This is a genomic window from Arthrobacter sp. zg-Y844 (assembly GCF_024385465.1).
GTDB lineage: Bacteria > Actinomycetota > Actinomycetes > Actinomycetales > Micrococcaceae > Arthrobacter_B.
Window position 1 is genome coordinate 477021 of the sequence record NZ_JANFLS010000004.1, and the last position, 19718, is coordinate 496738.

At 66.7% G+C, this 19718-nt stretch carries 21 protein-coding genes; 16 read left to right on the plus strand and 5 right to left on the minus strand.

The genetic code is table 11. The features are described from left to right. Window positions 1-14 precede the first annotated feature (14 nt). The gene (gene lexA, locus NNX35_RS14595; RefSeq protein WP_255863337.1) at window positions 15-821 is read right to left on the minus strand and encodes a transcriptional repressor LexA; all 807 of its coding nucleotides are present in this window, start codon (window positions 819-821) and stop codon (window positions 15-17) included. Between the two features lie 453 nt (window positions 822-1274). On the opposite strand from lexA, the gene NNX35_RS14600 reads away from it, so the two are divergent. The 8 genes from NNX35_RS14600 to NNX35_RS14635 all read left to right on the plus strand — a co-directional run bounded on the left by NNX35_RS14600 (window position 1275) and on the right by NNX35_RS14635 (window position 7436). After that, window positions 1275-1721, plus strand: a complete 447-nt coding sequence (locus NNX35_RS14600; RefSeq protein WP_255868128.1) for a LysM peptidoglycan-binding domain-containing protein — start codon at window positions 1275-1277, stop codon at window positions 1719-1721. Between the two features lie 107 nt (window positions 1722-1828). Next, complete coding sequence (locus NNX35_RS14605) at window positions 1829-2929, plus strand: histidinol-phosphate transaminase (protein ID WP_255868129.1); 1101 nt, start codon at window positions 1829-1831, stop codon at window positions 2927-2929. Window positions 2930-3049: 120 nt separating this feature from the next. Continuing rightward, the gene (gene hisB, locus NNX35_RS14610) at window positions 3050-3667 is read left to right on the plus strand and encodes an imidazoleglycerol-phosphate dehydratase HisB (protein ID WP_227924520.1); all 618 of its coding nucleotides are present in this window, start codon (window positions 3050-3052) and stop codon (window positions 3665-3667) included. Beyond that, window positions 3664-4302, plus strand: coding sequence for an imidazole glycerol phosphate synthase subunit HisH (gene hisH, locus NNX35_RS14615; RefSeq protein WP_255767213.1), 639 nt, complete (start codon window positions 3664-3666; stop codon window positions 4300-4302). Before hisB ends, hisH begins: the two co-directional genes overlap by 4 nt. Before the next feature lie 8 nt (window positions 4303-4310). After that, window positions 4311-4469 carry a hypothetical protein gene (locus tag NNX35_RS14620; RefSeq protein WP_227924525.1) on the plus strand — a complete coding sequence of 53 codons (159 nt, stop codon included), beginning with the start codon at window positions 4311-4313 and terminating at the stop codon, window positions 4467-4469. Between the two features lie 22 nt (window positions 4470-4491). Further along, complete coding sequence (gene priA / locus NNX35_RS14625) at window positions 4492-5241, plus strand: bifunctional 1-(5-phosphoribosyl)-5-((5-phosphoribosylamino)methylideneamino)imidazole-4-carboxamide isomerase/phosphoribosylanthranilate isomerase PriA (protein WP_227924528.1); 750 nt, start codon at window positions 4492-4494, stop codon at window positions 5239-5241. Between the two features lie 2 nt (window positions 5242-5243). Then, window positions 5244-6092: an SseB family protein gene (locus NNX35_RS14630; RefSeq protein WP_255767214.1), complete on the plus strand. Its 849-nt coding sequence runs from the start codon at window positions 5244-5246 to the stop codon at window positions 6090-6092. A gap of 33 nt (window positions 6093-6125) precedes the next feature. After that, a complete protein-coding gene (locus NNX35_RS14635; RefSeq protein WP_255868130.1) occupies window positions 6126-7436 on the plus strand; it encodes an MFS transporter in 1311 nt (436 codons plus the stop codon). Window positions 7437-7544: 108 nt separating this feature from the next. On the opposite strand, the gene NNX35_RS14640 is transcribed toward NNX35_RS14635, so the two are convergent. Continuing rightward, window positions 7545-7973, minus strand: coding sequence for a DUF1844 domain-containing protein (locus tag NNX35_RS14640; RefSeq protein ID WP_255767216.1), 429 nt, complete (start codon window positions 7971-7973; stop codon window positions 7545-7547). A gap of 390 nt (window positions 7974-8363) precedes the next feature. On the opposite strand from NNX35_RS14640, the gene infC reads away from it, so the two are divergent. From infC to NNX35_RS14660, 4 genes are all read left to right on the plus strand, one after another. Continuing rightward, window positions 8364-9386, plus strand: a complete 1023-nt coding sequence (infC, locus tag NNX35_RS14645; RefSeq protein WP_370647083.1) for a translation initiation factor IF-3 — start codon at window positions 8364-8366, stop codon at window positions 9384-9386. Window positions 9387-9495: 109 nt separating this feature from the next. Further along, on the plus strand, window positions 9496-9690 hold the full coding sequence (gene rpmI, locus NNX35_RS14650) for a 50S ribosomal protein L35 (RefSeq protein WP_146363238.1): 195 nt from the start codon (window positions 9496-9498) through the stop codon (window positions 9688-9690). 119 nt (window positions 9691-9809) lie between these two features. Beyond that, on the plus strand, window positions 9810-10463 hold the full coding sequence (gene rplT / locus NNX35_RS14655; RefSeq protein WP_255767217.1) for a 50S ribosomal protein L20: 654 nt from the start codon (window positions 9810-9812) through the stop codon (window positions 10461-10463). Between the two features lie 18 nt (window positions 10464-10481). Next, complete coding sequence (locus tag NNX35_RS14660; RefSeq protein WP_255868131.1) at window positions 10482-11417, plus strand: RNA methyltransferase; 936 nt, start codon at window positions 10482-10484, stop codon at window positions 11415-11417. 109 nt (window positions 11418-11526) lie between these two features. Here the strand turns inward: NNX35_RS14660 and NNX35_RS14670 are convergent, their stop codons facing one another. Then, window positions 11527-12780, minus strand: a complete 1254-nt coding sequence (locus NNX35_RS14670) for an MFS transporter (RefSeq protein WP_255868132.1) — start codon at window positions 12778-12780, stop codon at window positions 11527-11529. Between the two features lie 209 nt (window positions 12781-12989). On the opposite strand from NNX35_RS14670, the gene NNX35_RS14675 reads away from it, so the two are divergent. Next, window positions 12990-13433: a (deoxy)nucleoside triphosphate pyrophosphohydrolase gene (locus NNX35_RS14675; RefSeq protein ID WP_370647084.1), complete on the plus strand. Its 444-nt coding sequence runs from the start codon at window positions 12990-12992 to the stop codon at window positions 13431-13433. Between the two features lie 36 nt (window positions 13434-13469). On the opposite strand, the gene NNX35_RS14680 is transcribed toward NNX35_RS14675, so the two are convergent. Then, the gene (locus NNX35_RS14680; protein ID WP_370647085.1) at window positions 13470-14627 is read right to left on the minus strand and encodes an Rv2578c family radical SAM protein; all 1158 of its coding nucleotides are present in this window, start codon (window positions 14625-14627) and stop codon (window positions 13470-13472) included. A 25-nt stretch (window positions 14628-14652) separates the two neighbouring features. Next, window positions 14653-15162 (minus strand): hypothetical protein, encoded by a 510-nt coding sequence (locus tag NNX35_RS14685; protein WP_255868134.1) that lies wholly within the window; start codon window positions 15160-15162, stop codon window positions 14653-14655. 104 nt (window positions 15163-15266) lie between these two features. Between NNX35_RS14685 and pheS the strand changes: the two genes are divergently transcribed. The 3 genes from pheS to NNX35_RS14700 all read left to right on the plus strand — a co-directional run bounded on the left by pheS (window position 15267) and on the right by NNX35_RS14700 (window position 19654). Then, a complete protein-coding gene (gene pheS / locus NNX35_RS14690; RefSeq protein WP_255868135.1) occupies window positions 15267-16364 on the plus strand; it encodes a phenylalanine--tRNA ligase subunit alpha in 1098 nt (365 codons plus the stop codon). Further along, window positions 16365-18905 (plus strand): phenylalanine--tRNA ligase subunit beta, encoded by a 2541-nt coding sequence (gene pheT, locus NNX35_RS14695; protein ID WP_255868136.1) that lies wholly within the window; start codon window positions 16365-16367, stop codon window positions 18903-18905. It begins immediately after the preceding gene. Window positions 18906-19042: 137 nt separating this feature from the next. Next, a complete protein-coding gene (locus tag NNX35_RS14700; RefSeq protein WP_255868137.1) occupies window positions 19043-19654 on the plus strand; it encodes an HAD family phosphatase in 612 nt (203 codons plus the stop codon). Window positions 19655-19718: the final 64 nt, after the last annotated feature.

Sequence of the window (19718 nt, forward strand, 5' to 3'; positions counted from 1 at the left end):
CGGTCAGCTTGTGCCTAGAGCGAACGCATCACTGAGACGACTTTGCCCATAATGGTGGCTTCGTCACCGAGGATCGGCTCGTAGCGGGTGTTCTGGGGCAGCAGCCAGGTATGTCCGTTGCGCTGCCGGAAGGTCTTCACGGTTGCCTCGTCTTCGAGCAGGGCCGCGACAATGTCACCGTTTTCGGCGGTGGGCTGGCGGCGGACAACCACCCAGTCACCGTCGCAGATGGCCGCATCCACCATGGAATCGCCCGCCACCCGAAGCATAAACAGGTCGCCGTGCCCTACGAGTTGGCGCGGAAGGGGGACCATCTCTTCGACCTGCTGGTCGGCCAGGATGGGTCCGCCTGCGGCGATCCGCCCGACCAGCGGAACCATCGCGGTGTCGATTGCGGTGGTGAGGTCGGAGACGCTGCCGGAACGTTGCGTGCGTGGGCTGCCGCCGCCGGAGCCGCCCTTTGCTGCACCCTCAGCAGCCTCCACGGTGTTCCCGTCGTCGCCCGCGTTGCCTTTGCCCCGGCGCACAGGAGCATCGCGGAGCAGGAGCGGAACCAGTATCTCCATGGCGCGCGGGCGCTTGGGGTCCCGGCGGATGTAGCCCAGCTTCTCCAACTGGCTCAGCTGGTGCGTAACGCTGGAAAGGCTGGCCAGCCCCACTATGTCGCCGATCTCCCGCATGGACGGGGGATAGCCGTTCGCGTTCACCGAACGCTGGATGGTCTCCAGGATCTTCGTCTGCCGGGCGGTAAGGCCCTTGGTACGTCCTGCCGGCGCGGGCGCGGCAGGGGAGGGGGTGCTGCCATTGGTAACACGGGCCACGTCGGCTTCCCTTCACAGTCGGCCCGTGGATGCGGGCCGGATGGTTCTAGCGGTGTATCTGGTTGGTGCTGCGGTGCTGCGTTGCTGAGGTACTGCGGTGCGTTGATTCGATGCAGTGGTTCGATGCGGTGGTCTATCCCGCCAAGCCGTTTTGTCAGTGCCGGATGGTTAGTTGGTCCCAGCCGCTTCCAACAGGTTCAACGCTAGGGGAGCGCAGGCATATTTTCAAACATATATTCGAGCGAGTCTCGACAATGTTCGTAGATAAGTGCTAGAAATGTTCGAGTACAGCTTCGAACATATGTTCGACCCTGAGTAGAAAACGGTCCACCGACACCTCGGCGGACCCACCAGATGTTCGAATGCAGTTTCGAGCCACACTGTTTTCCCGGTGCTTTTTACGGGAGGCGGGGGAATCGGCGGAGCTGCTCTTCGGACCGGAAAGGTATTGACATGTCAGTACACGTACTTCCCCTCACTGCACAGAGCATCACTGCACAGAGCATCACCGCGCAGAGCCTCACCGGATCTTCCCCCGACCGGGCGGCCGGCCCCGCCCGCATGGCCACCACCGCGGACGCCCAGGCATCTGTCCCGCTGCGCCTGACTCGCCGCGGCCGGCTCGTCCTGGTCGGCGCCCCGCTGATGATCGTGGCCGCCGCACTGCTGGCCTTCATCGGATTCTTCACCGCACCGGCCATGGCCTCGGGGGACTCCCCGGAACAGACACGCACCATCCAGGTGGGTGTATCCGCCGGGGATTCACTGTGGTCGCTCGCCACCGAGTTCGCTCCGGACCGGGATCCCCGCACCGTGGTCGCCGACATCGTGGAACTCAACAACCTGGCGGACGCCACCGTCCCTGCCGGCAGCCAGATTTACATCCCGGTCTCACGCTGATCCACCGGCCAGCGCGCTCCGGTGATCCTTACCTGCGTGCCCGTAACAGAGGGGTGCTGGAAGTCCCTCAAATACAACGTCACCGCAGTCCGTCCTAAGCTGTAGAAGTGAACGAACAGCTGGAAAACCTGAACAGACTTCCCCTGCGCGATGATCTGCGGGGCCTGACCCCGTACGGCGCCCCTCAGCTGGATGTGCCCATCCTGCTGAACGTCAACGAAAATACCCACGGACTTCCAGAGCATGTGCGCCGGGCCATTCTGGCCGAGATTGAATCAGTGGTCGCCGGCCTGAACCGATATCCCGACCGCGAATTCACCCTGCTGCGGGAAAACCTGGCCAAATATCTCGGCCACGGACTGGCTGCGGAGAATATCTGGGCCGGGAACGGTTCCAACGAGGTTCTCCAGCAGATCCTGCAGGCGTTCGGCGGACCCGGGCGGACGGCCATGAGCTTCCCGCCCACCTACTCCATGTACCCGCTGCTCGCCAGCGGCACCGGCACCGCGTACGTCACCGGCTCGCGGGAGCGGGACTTCTCCCTGACCCCCGAATCGGCTGCGGAGCAGATCCGGGCGCAGGCACCCAATATCGTGATCCTGTGCACCCCGAACAATCCCACGGGTACCGCCCTGGAACTGGACGTGATCGAAGCCGCCTATGAAGCGGGAGAAGCTTCGAACGCCATCGTCGTCGTTGATGAGGCGTATGCAGAGTTTTCCCACGTCGATACCCCCAGTGCGCTGCAGCTGCTCCCTGGCCGGGAGCGGCTGATTATCTCCCGGACCATGTCGAAGGCCTTCGCACTCGCCGGGGCCCGGATCGGCTACCTTGCCGCAGCGCCGCAGATTGCGGACGCCCTGCGGCTGGTCCGCCTGCCCTACCACCTCTCCGCCATCACCCAGGCGACGGCGAATGCTGCCCTCACGCACGCCGATGCGCTCCTCTCCAATGTGGAAGACATCAAGGGCCAGCGGGACCGCATCGTGAAAGAACTGCGTGCGCTCGGACTGGAACCGGCGCCGTCGGACGCCAATTTCGTGCTGTTCAGCGGTATGGAGAATCCCCGGGCGGTATGGGAAGGCCTGCTCGAAGCCGGGGTCCTCGTCCGTGACATCGGCATCGAGGGCCACCTGAGGGTCACAGCCGGCACCGAAGCCGAAACCACTGCGTTCCTGACGCGGCTGCGGGAACTGCTCGCTGCCTGAGCGGAAGCCGGGTGCCCAGGATGACCCCGGTTTCAGTGAGTCGGGGCGTTCGGGACTAAACTGATGACCTGCCGGGGCTTTGCCTATTGACCCCGCTTCCAATTTTCGTGAAGGAACCCCATGACTGTGGAGACCGCCACCGGACGCACCGCCCGCCTTGAGCGGACCACCAGCGAATCGTCTGTCTTCGTCGAGCTGGACCTGGACGGCACCGGCCGCGCCGATATCAGCACCTCGGTGCCGTTCTATGACCACATGCTGACGGCGCTGGCCAAGCACTCGCTGATGGACCTCACCGTCCGGGCCACCGGCGACACCCACATCGACGTCCACCACACGGTCGAGGACATCGCGATCAGCATCGGCGAGGCGCTGAAGACTGCCCTGGGCACCAAGGCCGGCATCCGCCGCTTCGGCGAAGCCACGGTACCCCTGGACGAGGCGCTGGCAAACGCCGTCGTCGATATTTCCGGGCGTCCCTACCTGGTGCACTCCGGGGAACCCGCCGGCCAGGAATACCACCTGATCGGCGGACACTTCACCGGATCCCTGACCCGCCACGTGTTCGAAGCCATCACCCTGCACGCCCAGATCTGCCTTCACATGCGGGTCCTTGGCGGACGCGATCCGCACCACATCGTCGAGGCCCAGTTCAAGGCCTTCGCCCGCGCCCTGCGTGCAGCCGTCGAATCCGATCCGCGCGTCGAGGGCATCCCCTCCACAAAGGGAGCACTGTGAGTCCCCGCAACGTCACTGTCCTGGACTACGGATCCGGCAACATCCGGTCGGCTGTCCGCGCCCTGGAGCACGCCGGCGCCAACGTCACACTCAGCGCCAAGCCTGACGATGTGCTGAACGCCGATGGGTTGGTGGTGCCCGGTGTTGGAGCCTTCGCGGCGGTAATGCAGGGCCTCAAGGACGTGGACGCGATCCGCATGATCGGGCGCCGCGTAGCCGGCGGCCGGCCGGTTCTGGGTATCTGCGTAGGCCTGCAGGTCCTCTTTGACGAAGGCGTGGAACACGGTGTCCGGACCAAGGGGATGGGCGAATGGCCCGGCGTGGTCGAGCGGCTGGCCGCCGACGTCGTACCCCACATGGGCTGGAACACCGTGACTCCGCCCGAAGGATCGGCACTGTTTGAGGGCATCGAGAACGAGCGGTTCTACTTTGTACACAGCTACGGGGTGCAGAAATGGGACTTCGACGTCACCCAGCCGGCCATGCGCCCGCCGCAGGTGACGTGGGCGGACCACGGCGGCCCGTTCATCGCCGCGGTGGAGAACGGCGCCCTGTCGGCCACCCAGTTCCATCCGGAAAAGTCCGGTGACGCCGGTGCGGCGCTGCTGAACAACTGGCTGAAGACCCTGGGCTAGGCACCGATATGTGGAGCGTTATCCTCATGGGCCTGGCCGGACTGCTCATCGGCGGTGCGGTCTCCTTCCGCAGCCAGGGCATGTCCAAAATCATCGTTATCAGTTTCTGGGTCCTGGCCGGAATGGCCCTGCTGGGCGCGTACCTGCTGACCCTCGACCTCTCCTGACCCCACCACCGAAAGCATCCAAATGCCCTTCAGCGAAACCCCTGTCCTTGAACTGCTGCCCGCCGTAGACGTAGCGGACGGCCAAGCCGTGCGACTGGTGCAGGGCGAGGCGGGCAGCGAGACCAGCTACGGCGATCCGCTGGACGCAGCCCTGGCCTGGCAGAACGACGGCGCCGAATGGGTCCATCTCGTGGACCTCGACGCGGCGTTCGGGCGCGGCTCGAATCTCGACCTCCTCAGCCGTGTGGTGAAGTCCCTGGACATCAAGGTGGAACTGTCCGGCGGGATCCGGGACGACGAGTCGCTGGAAAAGGCACTGGAGCTCGGTGCCGCCCGGGTCAATCTGGGAACCGCGGCACTGGAGAACCCGGGGTGGACCGCCAGTGCCATTGCCCGCTACGGCCAGGCCATCGCCGTCGGCCTTGACGTGCGCGGCACCACCCTCGCCGCACGCGGCTGGACCCAGGAAGGCGGGGACCTCTGGGAGGTCCTGGCCCGGCTGGAAGAGGCCGGCTGTGCCCGCTACGTGGTTACCGACGTGACGAAGGACGGCACGCTGCGCGGACCCAACCTGGAACTGCTCCGCGAGGTACTGAAACGCACCGACCGTCCGGTGGTCGCCTCCGGCGGCATCTCCAGCCTCGATGACCTGGCTGCGCTCCGGGAACTGGTTCCGCTGGGGCTCGAGGGCACCATTGTGGGCAAGGCGCTCTACGCCGGCGCGTTCACGTTGCCCCAGGCCTTCGACGTCGCCGGGCACCCGGAACGCTAGGTATGGCAGCACGCGAACTACCGGGCCACATTGCGGCGGCCCTTGCCGGCGCCGGCGGCCCCACCGATTCGGCGGGCCGGCCGTGGTCCGGACGGGACCTGGCCGGCGAGGGAAACCCGCTGCACAACTTCGACTCAGACAACGGGCAGACCGACGCAGGGTACGCGGCGGCCCTGGCGAAACTGATTGCCGGGAGCGGAAGCGAAGCGGAAGTCGTAGCCTCCCTGGCCACGGCCCGCGTCTTCGTGCCGATCATCGCCGTGCTGGGGGAGGAAGCCGAGTCCGACCACGGGCTGACCGCGGACAAGCAGGCCGATATGGCGCTTGTGACGCTCAACGCCCCGGACGGCCGCAAGGCGCTGCCGGTGTTCACCTCGGTGGACGCCTTGGAACACTGGCATCCCGAAGCCCGGCCGGTTGCGGTCTACGCCAACCGTGCCGCACTCTCCGCCGTCGCCGAAGACGCCCAGCTGCTGGTTATCGACCCGGGAGCCGAGTTCACCTTCGTGGTGCGGCGCCCGGCCATGTGGGCCCTGGCCCGGCAACAGGAGTGGGTGCCCTCCTATGCCGACGCCGGCCTCGTCGCGGCGGCTGAAGCCGCCGCCGGGCCGGATCCGCGGATCCTGGCCGTCACCCTCCAACAGGGGCCGGGGACCGCGTCGCGGACCGCCGCCGGTACTCCGGTGGCCGGGGGAGGGGCCGGTCCTGAGCTTAGAATGGTGCTTCAGCTAGCGCCCGGACTTGATCCGCAGGACGTTTCTGCCCTGGCGGCCGGACTGCAGCAGCGCCTGACTGCCAACCCCGAGTTTGTTGAGCGCGTGGATTCACTTGACCTGAAGATCACGCGCTGACCCGTCCGGCGTAGCCGCCAGAAGAGAACTGCCGTGAATTTTGGCCTGTACCGCGAGATGCTGCGGATAGCTCCTATCCGCCGTGTCCTGCTCATCGGGATGATCGCCCGTTTCCCGCATTCCGCCGCCGGCGTGCTGCTGACCCTGCACGTGGTCAACACCATGGACAAGGGCTACGCGGCCGCCGGCGCGGTAGCCGCCGTCGTCACCATCGGCATCGCAGTGGGTGCCCCCTGGCGAGGCCGCCGCGTGGACACCGTGGGCCTGAGGCGTGCCCTGATTCCCTCGGTTATTGCCGAGGCTGTCATCTGGAGCCTTGCTCCGCACGCCAGCTTCGAATGGCTGCTGGTCCTGGCGCTGATCGGCGGCGTGTTCACGCTTCCGGTCTTCAGCGTGGTGCGGCAGTCGCTGGGCGTCCTGGCCACCGGCGAACAGCGGCGCACCGCCTTTGCCCTGGATTCCATCGCCACCGAGCTTATTTTCATGATGGGCCCTGCCCTGGGCGCGGTAATAGCAACGCGCTCGTCCGTCATCGGACTGACCGCAGTCGGGGTCTCCGCCGCCGTAGCGGGACTGCTGCTGATCTGGTTCAACCCGCCCACCCGGACCGCGGAACCCCGGAATGCCGTGACCGCCGCAGACGAGCAGGATGCCGCCGCGGCCGCCGCGGTCGCCGTGGCCCCGGCAAACGTGCAGGAAGCACCGATGGAGCTCACCGGTGCGGGGCTGCCGGACGGGCCGCAGAACCTGTTCGGCAGGCTGCGAAACGGCCTCGCGGGGAACTTCGGCTGGTTCACCCCGAGCGTGGCCGTGGTCTTTGCCGTCGCCGTCGGCGCCGGCCTGCTGCTGTCGAGCACCGACGTCGGCATGGTGGCGCTGGTGGAAGCAGGCGGAAACCCGTCAGAGGTCGGCATCGTGTTCGTGGCGTGGTGCGCAGCCTCCGCTGTCGGCGGGATTCTCTACGGTGCCATGAACCGGCGGATCTCACCGATGCTGCTTCTGCTGGCCATGGCTGTCCTGACCATGCCGATGACTTTCGCCACCAGCACCCTCAGCCTGGCGCTGCTTTCCATCCCCGCGGGCCTGCTCTGCGCGCCGGTGCTGTCCTCGGCATCCGAGCGGGTTGCCGACCTCGTGTCGGAGGAACGGCGGGGTGAAGCGATGGGCTGGTACGGCTCGTCAATGACCGCCGGCACCGCACTGGGCGCGCCGGTGGCAGGCCTGGCCATCGACGTCATAGGCCCCTGGTCCGGCTTCCTGATGGCCGGCGGCGCCGCATCGGTGCTGGTGCTGGTGACGCTTACGGTCCGATGGTTCGCCCGGCGCACGGCTCCGGTCAGCTAGCTTCCGGGCACGAAAAAGCCCGAAGAGCCTGCCGCGGATTCCGCGGTACCGGCAGCTGCCGGCATCAGGCCCTTCGGGCATTCAATGGTGTGGGGGAGGAGGGGAGTCCTAGCTGACGGGACCGGTGAACTTTTCGCCCGGACCCTTGCCCGGGGCATCCTGGATAACGGAGGCTTCCCGGAAGGCCAGCTGCAGGGAACGCAGTCCATCGCGCAACGGACCGGCATGCTGGCTGCCGATCTCCGGAGCGGCGGCGGTGACGAAACCGGCAAGGGCGGTAATCAGCTTGCGGGCCTCGTCCAGGTCCTTGAGCTCCTCGGCGTCATCGCCTTCGGCCAGGCCGCACTTCACGGCTGCTGCGCTCATCAGGTGCACGGCCGCCGTCGTAATGACTTCGATGGCCGGCACCTCGGCGATGTCGCGCATCTGCTCGACGACTTCCTGCTGTGCTGCTGCCGCAGATTCGGACTCTGCTGATGTTCCCGGGAAGGAGTGGCGGGTTGCCTCGCCTGCCGGATTGCTCTGTGGGGTACTCATACTGGTAAGCTTGTCACAGACCGACTGGTTGTCGTTACTTTCAATGCCCATCACGGGCAGGATGAAAATCACACTTTCCTCCTGGAAGCCTACGGCGCCGGTATGCAAGCGGAGACCCCTCCCACCCGCGTCAGCCTGACCGCCCTCGTTGGCGGCAGAGTTGCCGGGTTCAGGTCGGCCCCGGACGGGCTGCAGTATTACTGCGGTTTATTCCGGGAGCTAACTGCCTTCGAACTGGCTTCGGAGCAGTTGCTGCCGACCCCCTACAGGGCCTTCGATTGCGCTTGCAATTGGAGGCCTTCTTCATTTGCAGGCGGTAGCCGTTTTGAAGAGCACAGGAGCTGCAACATTAGCGAGCCAAGAATCAATGATCGGATCCGCGTCCCCGAGGTGCGGCTGGTAGGTCCGGCAGGTGAGCAGGTCGGAGTGGTCCGGATTGAGGACGCGCTTCGTCTGGCTGCCGAGTCTGACCTGGATCTTGTTGAGGTAGCACCGCAGGCCAAGCCTCCGGTGTGCAAACTAATGGACTTCGGCAAGTACAAGTACGAAGCCGCCGTCAAGGCACGCGAAGCCCGGAAGAACCAGACGAACACCGTTCTGAAGGAAATCCGCTTCCGCCTGAAAATCGACACCCACGACTACGAAACCAAGCGCGGACACGCCATGCGCTTCCTGGCCGCCGGTGACAAGGTCAAGGCCATGATCCAGTTCCGTGGACGTGAACAGCAGCGCCCGGAAATGGGCATGAAGCTGCTGAACAAGTTCGCTGAGGATGTTGCCGAGGTGGGTGTGGTTGAGTCCACCCCGCGTATTGACGGCCGCAACATGGTTATGGTCATTGGACCGGTGAAGAACAAGGCCGAGGCCAAGGCCGAAGCGCGACGGGCTACCCAGCGCGCCGACGCCAAGGCAGCGAACGAGGCAGTTCGAAACGGGGAGGCACCCGAACGGGTGAACACCTCGGAGAAGGCTGCTCCCATGACGCAGAGCCTCGCGGACCTGCTTCCGGACGGACTGCGTTTGGGTTCCTCCGCTGAAGCTGCCGACAAGGCCCGCGCCGAGCAGGAGCAGGCTGAAAAGGAACAGGCCGCAAAGCGGGCCAGGGCTGCAGCTGCCGAAAAGGCTGCAACCGAGGCACGCCGTGTGGCTGCAGCCAGCAAGCCGGCCGCAGCGCCTGCCGCTGAAGCTGCCGCTCCCGCCGCTCCCGCCGCTCCGGCGGAGCCCGCGAAGCCGGCAGAAGCAGCGAAGCCTGCCGCAGCGCCTAAGCCTGCAGCGGTTCCGAAGCCGACGGCGGCAAAGCCTGCGCCCAAGCCTGCAGCCCGGCCCAAGCCTGCCGCAGCACCGAAGCCTGCCGGCAAGCCGTCCTCCTCGCGGGGGACCACCGGCCAGAACAAGCCCGGAACTGCAGAGTAGTTTCACTGCACTGCGCCTCGTTCCGGCGTCCAGTAATAAGCCCTGGCACCCGCAAGGTGTCCGAAGCCCCGCGGGCCTGCCCGCGGAAACCTAAAGGAGATCGGTAGACATGCCGAAGATGAAGACCCACAGTGGCGCCAAGAAGCGCTTCAAGCTGACCGGTACCGGCAAGCTCAAGCGCCAGCAGGCTAACCGCCGCCACTACCTGGAGCACAAGCCCTCCACGCTGACCCGCCGCCTCGCCAACGACAAGCTCGTGGCACCGGCGGACGCCAAGGTCATCAAGAAGATGCTCGGCATCTAGCCAGTCCCCGATAGCCGTCCCGTCCGGGCCGGCATCACCCATCAAGCTTTCCCCGCCTGGGATCAACAGGTGCAGAGACTTTTTTGAAGTCGGGGAGATTTACCAAAAGGAGTACGCACGTGGCACGTGTGAAGCGGGCGCTTAACGCCCACAAGAAGCGTCGGGTTATTCTCGAGCGCGCCAAGGGTTACCGCGGACAGCGTTCGCGCCTGGTCCGTAAGGCCAAAGAGCAGCTGCTGCACTCGTTTGTGTACAGCTACGGTGACCGCCGCAAGCGTAAGGGCGACTTCCGCCGCCTGTGGATCCAGCGCATCAACGCTGCTTCCCGCGCCAACGGCCTGACCTACAACCGCCTGATCCAGGGCCTGAAGCTGGCCGAGATCCAGGTTGACCGCCGCATGCTGGCCGAACTGGCCGTCAATGACGCTGCTGCCTTCGCCGCACTGGTCCAGCTCGCCAAGGACGCACTGCCGTCCGACACCTCCGCTCCGGCCGTCGCGGCCGCTCCGGTTGCCAAGGCTGCCGCTCCCGCCGCCGCCGAAAAGCCGGCTGCTGCCGTTGCCTCCGCTCAGGGCGGCTTCAAGGCTTCCGAGGGCGACGCCCCGGAAGGCTTCGTTATCAAGGGCAACCTGGGTTCGGGCAAGTACCACGTCCCGGGTTCCACCTGGTACGAGCAGACCGTTGCCGAGTACTGGTTCAACTCCGTTGAAGCAGCCAAGGCTGCAGGCCTGGAGCCCGCTGGCGGAGAATCCCGCCAGAAGTTCCAGGGCTAAGTCGGTTCCTAAAAGCCGATGAACCTTGAAGGGCGCCCGCAGGCACCGCTTATGTCCAACCCCCGAGCCGATCGGGTCCGTGATGTAGCGAAGCTTGCCGGGCGCTCTTCGCGCTTAAAATCCGGCCGTTTCCTGGCCGAAGGGCCGCAGGCCGTGCGGGAGGCGCTTTCCGCGCACCGTGCGGCCGCGGTCGACGGCGGCCCCGCCGTCGTCCACGAGGTCTATGCCACCGAGGCCTGCCTGGACCGGCTGCCCGATCTGGCCGATCTGGCCTCCGGCGTGACGCTCCGCCTGGCCACCGATGAAGTCCTGGCCGCCATGGCCGACACCGTTTCCCCGCAGGGCATCGTGGCGGTCTGCCACACCTCCACCGCCACTCTCGAGGAAGTCCTCGCCTCAGGGGCGAAGCTCGTCGCCGTGTTGTGCGAGGTGCGGGATCCGGGCAATGCGGGCACCGTGCTGCGCGCAGCGGATTCCGCCGGCGCCGACGCCGTAGTGCTCACGGCGTCCAGCGTGGACATCTACAACCCCAAAGCGGTGCGTTCCACCGCCGGGTCGCTCTTCCACCTGCCGGTGGTTACCGGCGCCGACTTCGCCGATGTCATGCACGCCCTGCATACCGCAGGCGTCACGGTCCTGGCGGCCGACGGCTACGGCAACGTCAACCTGGACCGGCTGCAGGACCTCAGCGCTGTGCGCCGCTTCGGCGGTGCCTCGGAGACCGGCAGTTCCCGCCCCGACGGGGCGGACGGATCCGCAGAGGCCGCCCTTCCGCAGCTCGAGCTGCCCACAGCGTGGCTGTTCGGTAACGAAGCCCAGGGCCTGTCCGATGCAGAGTTGGCCGCAGCCGACCACCGCGTGGCCGTCCCGCTTTACGGCCGGGCCGAGAGCCTGAACGTCGGCACGGCCGCAACTGTGTGCCTTTACGCCTCCGCACGCGCCCAGAACGGGTAACCCGCAGGTTCTGCCCGCAGACCGCGCTGACAGCAAACCGGCCAGGAAATCGCCGACGGCATCAACGCAGCGGAAGCACGGATCCGTGCCGCTGTACCGATCGCTACCGCTATTTACCTGGAGCCGGATGTATTCGCTTCGAAGAACGCGCAGGACGCCGGTCAAGTGACCCGCTGATCAGCGCAATAGCCAAACCAAGCAGGGCGAGTACCGCTCCCACCACAGCGGGGGAGCGGTACCCCCAGCCCCAGGCGATTACGACGCCGCCGAGCAGCGCACCCAGCGCATTGGCCAGGTTCAGGGCCGCATGGTTCAGTGACGAAGCCAGTGACTCGGCACCCGGCGAAACATCCAGCAGCCTGGTCTGCAGCGGAGGCGTCAGCATTGAGCCGATCACGCCCACCAGGAAAACCAGCACCATGGCGGTCGCCGCGTACTGCACCGCCCACGCGTAGGCCAGCAGGATTACCACTGTGCCGCCCAGGATCGCGTAGATGCTGCCCATGACATTGATGTCGGCCAGCCGTCCGCCGGCCACGTTGCCGATCACCTGGCCCACGCCGTAGAGCCCGACGACGACGGGCAGCACGTTCTCGGAGATGCCCGCCACCTCGGTCATGGTGGGCGCGATGTAGGAATACACGGCAAAGAATCCGCCGAAACCGACAGTTCCCACCAGCAAGGCCAGCCAGACCTGGGCCCGCCCGAGGGCGCTAAGCTCGCCCTTGATGCTGGCACCGGCCAGGGGTGCCTGGTACGGGACGAAACGGGCCACCATGGCAACGCTCAGGAGGCCGATGGCCGCCACCAGGACGAACATCCACCGCCACCCGGCCTGCTGTCCCAGCCAGGTCGCAAAGGGGACTCCTACGACGTTGGCGATGCTTAGTCCCAGCATGACCATTGAGATGGCCCAGGCCCGGCGCGTCGGTGCCACCAGCGACGCGGCAATGACCGCTGCAACGCCGAAGAAGGCACCGTGCGGAAGCCCCGACAGGAACCGGGTGAAGAGCAGCCAGGAGTAATCCCCGGCAAAGAACGAAGACAAGTTGCTCAGGGCGAAGAAGAGCATCAGGCCCAGTACCAGGGTCTTGCGGGGCATCCGGGCTCCGAGAGCCGCAAGCACGGGAGCCCCCACCACAACGCCCATTGCGTAGGCAGAGATCACATGGCCGCCTGCGGGGACGGAGATGCCCAGGTCTTCGACCATTTCCTGCAGCAGGCCCATAATGCTGAACTCAGTGGTGCCGATTGCGAAACTGCCCACGGCCAAGGCGACTATGGCCTTGGCGGCGGTGGTATGGCGCGTGTCGGGTGTGCGCTTGCCGGACAATGAAATGGGCGCGGTGGTGCTCCGGGACATGTTCGCTTTCCGAGTGGGGGTGCGGCTGTGCCGCTGCGGACGGCGTTCACGGTCAACGAGCAGGAAATGCTCCTGCCGGACGCCGGGACGGCTTCGTCCCCTCCAGCCTAGTCCAGAGGCACCCCCGGCGCCGACCTGTGCGACGGAACATTCCGGTACGGGCAGGCACGGGCGGCCTGCCCTACGGAACGTCCGCATAGACTTCTTTCGTGGCCATTGAATCAACGCAAATCACCAAACAGGTTGTGGGCGGTGCGCTGGTGGACAGCCTCCGGCAGCCTTCCCGGATATTGGCGGCGCGCCGGAGCGCCCCGGAAGCGCTTGCCGGGTTGTGGGAATTTCCGGGCGGAAAAGTGGAACCCGGAGAAAGCTGCACGCAGGCCCTGCACCGCGAGCTCGCCGAAGAGCTGGGTGTCCGGGTGCAGCTGGGGGCTGAAATCACGGGGCCCCTGGACGAAGGGTGGAGACTGAACGACGTCGCTGCCATGCGGGTCTGGCTAGCGGAGATCACCGAAGGCACAGCCGAGCCGCTCGAAGACCACAGCGAGCTCCGCTGGGTTGATCTCAACGCAGATGCACTGATGGACCTCGCCTGGATACCGGCGGACCTGCCGATTGTCACTGCGCTGCTGGAGGCTGTCGAGGCGGTTTAGCCACGGTGGTGCGCCAAGGGATTGTCCGGGAACGTGCTAGAACAGAGCGTCCTGGGCAGCCGCAGTGACGGTCTCCTTCCCGTTCGCGGCGCGGGCGGCCTGGGTGCCGGCGGGCCGCAGGAACCGTGCGCCGCCGGTGAAGCCGTACTTGGCCTTGAAGAACCGGATCCGCCCGGCGAGCCAGTCCCGGTATTCCTTCGACGCATACGTTCCCTTGCCGTACAGGTCGGCGTATTTGCCGGAGAGCTGCGGGTAGTGCCGGGCAATGAACTCGAGGTACCACTCGCGGGCACCGGGTCGCAGATGCAGTGCACCCGCCGTGACCCCCGTGGCGCCGGCCGATGCGAGCGCGGAGAACAGGGCATCGAGGGATTCGTCGCCGTCGGTAAGCCAGGGCAGGATCGGCATGGCCATGACCGAACAGGGGAGTCCGGCATCCCGCAGCCGGCTGATCAGCTCCAGCCGTGCACGGGGTGTAGGCGTTCCCGGTTCTGCCCGCTTAGCCAGTTCGGGGTCCACCAGTGCCAGCGAAATACCCATGCCGATGTCGGTCTGCGCGGAGGCTTCCTTCAGGAGCGGGATATCGCGGGCCAGCAGGGTGCCCTTCGTCAGGATGGAGAAAGGCGTGCCGCTGTCTGCCAGCGCACGGATGATGCCGGGCATCAGCTGGTAGCGGCCCTCGGCCCGCTGGTACGGGTCCGTATTGGTGCCCATGGCCACATGGTGGTGCTGCCAGGAGGGCCGGGCGAGTTCCCGCCGCAGGACCTCGGCAGCGTTGACCTTGACCACCAGCTGGCTGTCGAAATCGGCGCCGCTGTCCATATCCAGGTAGGTGTGGGTCTTGCGGGCGAAGCAGTAAACACAGGCATGGCTGCAGCCGCGGTATGGATTGACGGTCCATTCGAAGGGCATGTTTGAGCCGCCGCCCACCTTGTTCAGCACCGATTTGGCCACGACTTCGTGGAAGGTCACCCCGGCAAAGTCCGGCGTACGCACGGAGCGGACCAGGCCCTGCAGCGGGATCAGCGGATCCGTGGTGCCCGACACTGCGGTAAGGGGTAGTGCTGCAGGGCGCGCTGCCGAAGGGGCCTGGAGCGAACCGTGTGCCGTAGCAGGGCCGGGCTCCCCCTGGGCGGTTCCGGGTTCGTTGCCCTTCGCGGGTGATGCCTTCAGTTCCTGACCTTGCCACCTCATCCCATCATTAGAACATATGTTCGAATCACGGGGTAGTGCCGCGGGGCGGGCGGCGAGGCCGGACTGCCGGCGAAACGCGGGCCCGGGGGCGCCGCCGCGGCCTTCCGGGGTGCGGCCGGTACCCGCCGTCACGGAGGCCGGCCAGCCGCTCGAACGGATTCGCCGACGCCGGATCGCCGGCAATCACGCGCGAAAGAGCCGCCGCCGCAGAGTACGCGGGCAGGAAGAGCGGACCCAGGAGTGCGTACTGCGTGCTGTGGCGCGTCTCGTGGCGCAGCAGCGGGCTGTCCGGCGCGTGGATGCGGCGGGCCGAGGAGGAACGGTAGAGGACCACGTTGCCGACGGTGAACGCGGCCGCACGGGGGAACGGCAGCGGATAGCCCTCGGCGAGGGTGATCTTCTGCGGCCCCGGGGTGATGCTGCACCCGGTGGCATGCGCCAGCAGCATCCCCGCAGGGGTGGAGAGATTCAGCAGATTGATCCAGCGGCGGATGGAGGCTGCACGCGGTCGGAGAACGATCGGTACGGACGGCATGGAACCTCCCAGCGGCAGTATGACGGCCCGGTCGGGGGCGTCTACTAGACTTGCAAATGATAAGCCAGAACCCAACTAGGGCCGGAAACAGGTAAGAACAGTACATGTCTAACTCCACACCGGGGACCGGTTCCCCAGATACTTCCCCTGAGGGCACCCAGCCCGAGCCGCCGAATCCGCTGGATGAAGCCGCCATAGCCGCCGCCGTCGAGCAGGCGCTCGCCGCAATTGCCGCTGCCGCGGACCTGGGTGAGCTCAAGGAAGTCCGGATCGCCGTCACCGGCGAGAAGTCGCCGCTGAGCGGAGCGAACCGGATCATCGGCAAGCTCCCCAAGGACCAGAAGGCCGCCGCCGGCAAGCTCGTGGGCCCCGCCCGCGGCCGGATCAACTCCGCGCTCGCCGCCCGCACCGTTGAGCTCGAAGCGGAGCGCGACGCCCGGATCCTTGTCGAAGAGGCCGTGGACGTCACCGCAGCTCCCCGCCGCCGGCACATCGGCGGCCGGCATCCCATCTCCACCCTGCAGGACCGGGTGGCGGATGTGTTCGTCGGCATGGGCTGGGAAATCGCGGAAGGCCCCGAAGTGGAATCCGAGTGGTTCAACTTCGACGCGCTGAACTTCAAGCCGGACCACCCGGCCCGCGAAATGCAGGACACCTTCTTCGTGGAACCGCCCGAGGCGCACCTGGTCATGCGGACGCACACCTCCCCGGTGCAGGTCCGCTCCATGCTTGAGCGCGACCTGCCGATCTACGTGCTCTGCCCCGGCAAGGTGTTCCGCACCGACGAGCTGGACGCCACGCACACCCCGGTCTTCCACCAGTTCGAGGGCCTGGCCATCGACAAGGGCCTGACCATGGCAGACCTGGTCGGCACCCTGGAGCACTTCACCCGTGTTCTTTTCGGCGATGAGGCGAAGGTCCGGCTGCGGCCGAACTACTTCCCCTTCACCGAACCCAGCGCCGAGCTGGACATCTGGCACCCGGGTGCCAAGGGCGGCCCGCGCTGGATCGAATGGGGCGGCTGCGGCATGGTCAACCCCAACGTGCTCCGCGCCGCCGGGATCGACCCCGAGGTCTATTCAGGTTTTGCCTTCGGCATGGGCATTGACCGTGCCCTCATGTTCCGCAACGAGGTTTCGGACATGCACGAAATGATTGAAGGCGACGTACGTTTCAGCGAACACTTCGGGATGGAGATCTAAGTGAGAATCCCACTTTCCTGGCTGCGCGAGTATGCCCAGGTACCGGCGGAAGCAACCGCCGAAGACGTGATGGAAGACCTCGTGCGCGTTGGTCTGGAAGAAGAAGACGTCCACCGTCCCACCGATGACCTGCAGGGTCCGATCGTGGTGGGCCAGGTGCTCAGCATGGAACCGGAGCCGCAGAGCAACGGCAAGACCATCAACTGGTGCACGGTCCGCGTGGTGCCGGAAGGTGCTGAGCAGACCCTGACTGGCAAGGGCATCGAGCCCTCCGGCGTGCAGGGCATCGTCTGCGGCGCGCACAACTTCAAGGTAGGGGACAAGGTCGTAGTCACGCTGCCCGGTGCCGTGCTGCCCGGAGACTTCCGCATCAGCCCGCGCAAGACCTACGGCCACGTCTCGGCCGGCATGATTGCCTCCGTGCGTGAACTCGGCATCGGCGAGGACCATGACGGCATCCTGGTGCTCTCCACCCTGGGGCTGGACCCCGAGGTGGGCACCGATGCGATGGAGCTCCTGGGGCTGTACGACCAGGCGGCGGAAATCAACGTCACCCCGGACCGCGGCTACGTTTTCTCCATCCGCGGCGCCGCCCGTGAATACGCCCACGCCACGGGCACCAAGTTCACCGACCCGGCTGCCGCCGTCGTTGTTCCACAGGCCGACGGCAAGGGCTACCCGGTGCGGCTCGACGACGCCGCGCCCATTTACGGCAAGCCCGGCTGCGACCGGTTCGTTGCCCGGACCGTCCGCGGCGTCGATACCTCCCGGCCCACCCCGCCGTGGATGTCCTCGCGCCTGCGCCTGGCCGGCATGCGGTCAATCTCGCTGGTAGTCGACATTTCCAACTACGTGATGCTCGAACTCGGCCAGCCGCTGCACTTCTACGACCTGGATAAGCTCACCGGCGAGATCGTGGTCCGCCGCGCCGCCGAGGGCGAAACCCTGAAGACCCTGGACGAGAAGGAACGCCGGCTCTCCCCGGAGGACCTGCTGATCACCGACGGAACCGGTGCCATCGGCATCGCCGGCGTGATGGGCGGAGCCGCCACCGAGGTTGCCGACGGAACGCAGAACGTCCTGGTTGAAGCCGCCCACTTCGAGGAAGTCAGCATTGCCCGCTCCCGCCGCCGGCATCGGCTGCCCTCCGAGGCATCCAAGCGCTTCGAACGCGGCGTGGACTGGAACATCGCGGACGTCGCCGCGCAGCGTGCAGTGGACCTGCTGGTGGAACTCGCCGGCGGCACGGCCGAGGAGTCCATTACCGACGTCGGCACGGCCCCCGCGCCGCGTCGGATCGAACTGCCCGCACAGTTCCCGGCCCAGCTGATCGGCCTGGATTTCACCGAGTCCCAGATCACCGGGACGCTGGAGGACCTGGGCGCTACGGTCGAGAAGACCGACGACGGCTACCTGGTGACGCCGCCGAGCTGGCGCCCGGACCTGGAGACGCGCGAGGACCTCACTGAGGAAATCATCCGCCTGGTGGGCTATGACAAGATTCCGTCCACCCTGCCGGTCGCGCCTCCCGGGCGCGGCCTGACCCGCCTGCAGCAGCAGCGCCGCCGGCTCATGCAGTCACTTGCAGCAGCCGGCCTCACGGAGGTGCTGGCCTACCCGTTCGTGACCGAGGCGGACAACAACACCTTCGGCGCTCCGGAACCGGGCACCCGCCCGGCCCTGAAGCTGGCCAATCCGCTCAGCGCCGAGTACGGCTACCTGCGGACCTCGGTGCTGCCCGGCCTGTTCGAGGTTGCCAAGCGCAACATGTCCCGCGGCTTCCGGGATCTGGCCCTGTTCGAATCGGGCACGGTCTTCCTCCCCGGCGAGCACCTGGGTACGGAGAGCATCCCGCCGCTGGGCGCCAAGCCGTCCGAGGAAGTCCTGGACGAGCTCTACGCCGGAATTCCGGACCAGCCGCTGCACGTGGGCGTCCTGCTGGCCGGCCATGAGTCCGCTCCCGGGGCCGGCAACACGCCGCGCGCCTGGGACTGGGCCGACGCCGTCGATTACGCCCGGTTGATGGGCGACGTCCTCGGCGTGGAACTCGTGGTGGAACAGGGTACCCATCAGGCGTTCCACCCCGGCCGCACCGCGCGCATCGCACTGCGCAGCGGCGAGACCGTGGGCTACGCCGGCGAACTGCACCCCAAGCTCCTGGCCGCACGGGACATGCCTGCCCGCACGGTGGCGGCGGAACTGAACGTGGATGCGGTTTTCGACGCCGCCCCCGACGTCATCGTTGCCCGTCAGATTTCCAGCTTCCCCATTTCCACGCAGGATGTGGCGCTGGTGGTGGCAGAGGACGTTCCCGCCGAGCAGGTCCGCGAGGCACTGCGCGAGGGAGCCGGGGAACTGCTCGAAGACGTGGCCCTGTTCGACGTCTACGCAGGCCAGGGCATTGAGTCCGGGCATAAGTCGCTCGCGTTCGCGCTGCGCTTCCGCGCGCCGGACCGGACCCTGACCGCGGACGAAGCCTCCGAGGCCCGTGCCGCAGCCGTCGCGCTGGCCGCCGAACGGTTCGGTGCCGTTCAGCGCTAGGTTCATCCAACAGCCAGCAGGCCCCGCCGGATGTCGTTATCCGGCGGGGCCTGCTGCGTTTAAGCCCTGTCGTGTCCGGATCCCGGCGGGAACCGAACACGGCTGCCGCGCTCCGGACCGTTCGCTAAGCTGTGGCGATGACATCCTCCGGCCCGCACTGGTACCTCTTCGATTACGGCATGGTGATTTCCACCGCTCCCGCCCCGGAGGACTGGCGGTTGCTGGAACAGGCCACCGGCCTCCGGGAGCTGGCGGGCGGAACGAGCCCGTATTGGGAAAGGCGCGAAGACTTTGACGCCGGCCGGCTAACCCCGGCGAAGTACTGGGGAAGCGTGCTTGGCCGGGATCCGGTCCCGGCAGAGGTGGAAGCCCTGGAGGAACTGGACGCCGCGCAGTGGGCGCATCTGAATCCCCGGACTCTGGAGGTTTTGGAGACGCTGCACGGCGAGGGCGCCAACCTTGCCCTGCTCTCCAACATGCCGGAGGGCATGTCGCGGAGGTATTCCACCGAATCGTCCTGGGCGCACTATTTCTCCAAGCTGTACTTCAGCGGGCAGATGGGCCTGGTGAAACCGGACCGGCGGATCTTCGACCGGGTGGTTGCCGGCCTTGGTGCTGCGCCGGAGGGCATCGTCTTCATTGACGACAACCCGCAGAACATTTCGACGGCGCGGGCACTGGGGTTCCACACGGTGCTCCACCGCAGCGGGACGGACCTTCGGGCGGAGCTTGCCGGGCGCGGGCGGTAGGAGTGGGCTCCTACCGCCGGCAGCACCGGGGCGATGCGGCGGCACTTGGCGGAGCCGCTTCCGG